Below are 4,546 nucleotides of genomic sequence, written 5' to 3'. Positions count from 1 at the left end.
TCCCACGACGCCGACAATCCGACGTTGTAGGTACGCGAAATCAGCGGCTGGCCCGTCTGCGATACGCCGGCCGGGAAACGCTGGATGCTGCCCGTGCCCGTACCGTCGAGCGTCGGGAACAGCCCCGCGCGCGTGATCTGGTACTGCGCGCGCGCGGCCTCGATGTTCAGCACCGACACGCGCAGGTCGCGATTGTTTTTCAGCGCGATCTCGATCAGCCGCTGCAGGCGCGGATCGACGAAGAACTCGCGCCAGCCGATGGCAGTCGCCGCCTGGCCGTTCGCGCTGCGCGCGCCGGCCGCGCCCGGCTGCGTCGCGTAGACGCCGCCGGCCGGGTACGCCTGCGCGACGGGCGCGTCGGGCCGCTTGTAATGCGGCGCCATCGTGCAGCCCGTGGCAAAGAGCGCGGCAGCCAGTGCGGCCGCGGTTGCAGTCAAAGCATGTTTTTGCATCGTTACTGCCCCTTCGAATCGTGTGCGTCGTCGTGACCGCGCTGCAGGTCACCCTGCACGAGACGCCATGCGTCGTCGACGTTTTCCGTTTCGCCGCTGAAGATCGCGCGAACCCGAACGAAGAACATCGGGATCATGAAAATGGCGAGGAACGTCGCCGTGATCATCCCGCCGATCACGCCCGTGCCGATCGCGTGCTGGCTGGCCGAACCCGCGCCGTTGCTGATCGCGAGCGGCAGCACGCCGAGCATGAACGCGAGCGACGTCATCAGGATCGGGCGCAGCCGCAGGCGCGCCGCCTCGATTGCCGCGCGCACCGGGCCCATGTTCCCGCCCGCCTGCAGTTCGCGCGCGAACTCGACGATCAGGATCGCGTTCTTCGCGGACAAGCCCACGGTGGTCAGCAGGCCGACCTGGAAGAACACGTCGTTCTCGAGGCCGCGCAGCATCGTCGCGAGCAGGGCGCCGACCACGCCGAGCGGCACGACCATGATCACCGAGAACGGGATCGACCAGCTTTCATACAGCGCCGCGAGACACAGGAACACGACGAGAATCGAGATCGCGTACAGGATCGGCGCCTGCGAGCCGGACTGGATTTCCTGGAACGACAGCCCCGTCCACGAATAGCCGATGCCTTCCGGCAGCTTGCTCGCGAGCGCTTCCATCGCGGCCATCGCCTGGCCGGTCGACTTGCCTTCCGCGGCCTGCCCCTGGATCTCGATCGACGACACGCCGTTGTAGCGCTCGAGCTTCGGCGACCCGTAGATCCAGTGGCCGGTCGCGAACGCGCTGAACGGCACCATCCCGCCCGCGCTGTTGCGCACGTACCAGATGTTCATGTCTTCCGGCGTCATCCGGAACGGTGCATCGGACTGTACGTACACCTTCTTGATCCGGCCGTCGGTATCGAGGAAGTTGTTCACGTACTGCGACGCCCACGCGATCGAGAACGTCTGGTCGATCGCCGCGGCCGTCACGCCGAGCGCGTTCGCCTTCTCGCGATCGATGTCGACCTTGTACTGCGGCGTATCGTTCAGGCCGTTCGGGCGTACCAGCGCGAGCGCCGGATCCTTCGCGGCCATCCCGAGCAACTGGCCGCGCGCGGCCATCAGCGCTTCGTGACCGAGGCCGGCGTTGTCCGTCAGCTCGAAGTCGAAGCCGGCAGCCGTACCGAGTTCCGGAATCGACGGCGGGTTGAACGGAATCACCATCGCGTCCTTGTACGTCGAATAGTGCGCGAAAGTCCGGCCGATCAGCGCCTGCACCTTCTGGTCCGAACGCTGGCGCTGCTCGTACGGTTTCAGCTTCACGAACACGAGGCCCGCATTCTGGCCGCGGCCCGCGAAGCTGAAGCCGTTGACCGTGAACACCGAGTCGACCACGTTCTTCTCGGCGGTGGTCAGGTACGTGTTGATGTTGTCGAGCGTCTTGCCGGTCGTTTCCTGCGTGGAGCCGGACGGCGTCTGCACGATCATGAACATGTAGCCCTGGTCCTCGTCGGGCAGGAACGACTTCGGCAGCCGCGCGAACATCACGCCGACCGCGAGGAACACGGCCAGGTAGATCACGAGCCAGCGGCCCGAGCGCCGGATCACGTGGTTCACGCCGCTCGTATAGCGATCGCGGCTGCGATCGAACGTGCGGTTGAACCAGCCGAAGAAACCCTTCTTCTCTTCGTGATGCCCTTGCGGGATCGGCTTGAGGATCGTCGCGCACAGTGCGGGCGTCAGGATCAACGCGACCAGCACCGACAGCACCATCGCCGACACGATCGTCAGCGAGAACTGACGATAGATCGCGCCGACCGAACCGCCGGAGAACGCCACCGGCACGAACACCGCCGACAGCACGAGCGCCACGCCGACGAGCGCGCCGGTGATCTGGCTCATCGCCTTGCGGGTCGCCTCCTTCGGCGACAGCCCCTCTTCCGCCATCACGCGCTCGACGTTCTCGACCACCACGATCGCGTCGTCGACCAGCAGGCCGATCGCGAGCACGAGACCGAACATCGACAGCGTGTTGATCGAGAAGCCGACGATGCCCATGATCGCGAACGTGCCGAGCAGCACGACCGGCACCGCGATCGTCGGGATGATCGTCGCCCGCAGGTTCTGCAGGAACAGGTACATCACGAGGAACACGAGCACGATACCTTCGATCAGCGTCTTGACCACTTCCTCGATCGACAGGCGCACGAACGGCGTCGTGTCGTACGGGTAGTGCACGACGAGACCATGCGGGAAATACTTCGACAACTCGTCGATCTTGGCCCGCAGCGCGTTCGCGGTCGCCAGCGCGTTCGCGCCGGTCGCGAGCTGGATGCCGAGGCCGGCCGTCGGTTGCCCCATGTACTTCGTGTCGAACGTGTAGTTTTCCGAACCGAGCGCCGCGCGGCCGACGTCCTTCAGCCGAACCTGCGAGCCATCCTGGTTGACCTTCAGCAGGATGTTGCCGAACTGCTCGGGCGTGCGCAGCAGCGTCGATTCGGTGATCGTCGCCTGCAGCACGGTGCCCGGCTTCGCCGGCGTGCCGCCGATCTGGCCGCCCGCGATCTGCACGTTCTGCTGCGTGATCGCGGCCGTCACGTCGGTCGGCGTGAGGCTGTAGTTGGTCAGCTTGACGGGGTCGAGCCAGATCCGCATCGAGAACTGCGAACCGAGCAGCAGCGTCTGGCCGACGCCGTTCACGCGGCTCAGCGGATCGAGTACGTGCGAGGCCACGTAGTTCGTCAGGTCCTCCTTCGACATCCGGCCGTCCTCGGAGTTGAACGCGAACCACATCAGCCAGTTGCTGCTCGACTTCGTCACCTGCATGCCGAGCTGCTGCACGACCTGCGGCAGGTTCGGCGTCGCGAGCGACAGCTTGTTCTGCACCTGCACCTGCGCGACGTCCGGATTCGTGCCCGGCGAGAAGGTCAGCGTGATCGTTGCGTTGCCCGAATCGTCGCTCGTCGACGACATGTACAGGAAGTTGTCGAGCCCGCTCATCTGCTGCTCGATCACCTGCGTCACCGTGTCTTCCACCGTCTTCGCGGAAGCGCCCGGATAGTTCGCCTGGATCTGGATCGTCGGCGGTGCGATCGTCGGATACTGCGCGATCGGCATCTTGAAGATCGATGCGACGCCGGCCAGCATCAGCACGATCGCGATCACCCACGCGAAGATCGGGCGATCGATAAAGAACTTGGCCATGAAACGGACTCCCTGTTATTGCGCGCTCGACGCGGCGGCCGAACTCGCTGCGGCACTGGCCGCGGTAGTCGCCAGCGCGGCGCTTGCCGGCGCGGCGCCTGCCGTGGTGGCGAATGCGGCGTCCGGCGCCGATGCAAGCTGTGCCGCAACGGTCTTCACCGTCGCGCCCGGGCGCACCTTGTCGACGCCCTGCACGATCACGTGGTCGCCCGCTTGCAGACCGCCTTCGACGATCCAGTTCGGGCCGTATGTGCCGGTCGTCGTCAACGGACGCATCTCGACCTTGTTGGCCGCGGTCACGACCAGTGCGATCGCCTGCCCCTTCTGGTCGTGCGTGACGCCGATCTGCGGCACCAGGAACGCGTTCTCGTTCACGCCTTCCTCGATCCGCGCACGCACGAACATCCCCGGCAGCAGCACGCGGTTCGGGTTCGGGAACACCGCGCGGATCGTCACCGAGCCGGTGGTCTGGTCGACCGTCACGTCCGAGAACTGCAGCTTGCCCGGCTCCGAGTAGGTCTTGCCGTCTTCCAGGATCAGCGACACCTTCGCCGCGCCCGGGCCGCTCGTCTTCAGACGGCCGCTCTGCACGTCCTGACGCAGCTTCAGCCCTTCGAGGCTCGACTGCGTGAGGTCGACGTACACCGGATCGAGCTGCTGCACCGTCGACATCAGCGTCGCCTGGCTCGCCTGCACGTATGCGCCCGGCGTCACTTGCGAGATGCCGACGCGGCCGCTGATCGGCGACACGACATCCGTATAGCCGAGGTTGATCTGCGCGGTGTCGACCGCCGCCTTACCGGCCGCGACGTCCGCCGCGGCCTGGCCCTGCGTGGCGACCGCGTTGTCGTAGTCCTGCTTGCTGACCGCGTTCGCGGCCACCAGCACCTTGTAGCGCGC

The 4,546-nt window shown here is 66.0% G+C and carries 3 protein-coding genes; all 3 read right to left on the bottom strand.

What is annotated here, in order from left to right:
• A partial coding sequence (locus tag A9Z05_RS19730; RefSeq protein WP_176730228.1) for a TolC family protein occupies window positions 1-452 on the bottom strand: 452 nt, incomplete at its 3' end.
• A 2-nt stretch (window positions 453-454) separates the two neighbouring features.
• Window positions 455-3,646 (bottom strand): efflux RND transporter permease subunit, encoded by a 3,192-nt coding sequence (locus tag A9Z05_RS19725; protein ID WP_069619572.1) that lies wholly within the window; start codon window positions 3,644-3,646, stop codon window positions 455-457.
• A 15-nt stretch (window positions 3,647-3,661) separates the two neighbouring features.
• The coding region (locus tag A9Z05_RS19720; RefSeq protein ID WP_069619571.1) for an efflux RND transporter periplasmic adaptor subunit at window positions 3,662-4,546 on the bottom strand (885 nt) is incomplete at its 5' end.

Source organism: Burkholderia sp. A2, assembly GCF_001729305.1.
Taxonomy (GTDB): domain Bacteria; phylum Pseudomonadota; class Gammaproteobacteria; order Burkholderiales; family Burkholderiaceae; genus Burkholderia; species Burkholderia sola.
The sequence above is the reverse complement of the archived record's forward strand: the minus strand, read 5'-3'. Positions and strand labels throughout refer to the sequence as shown.

Excerpts from the sequence above, each read along its gene's own strand:
- A9Z05_RS19725 (WP_069619572.1), bottom strand. The coding sequence starts at position 3,646 with ATGGCCAAGTTCTTTATCGATCGCCCGATCTTCGCGTGGGTGATCGCG.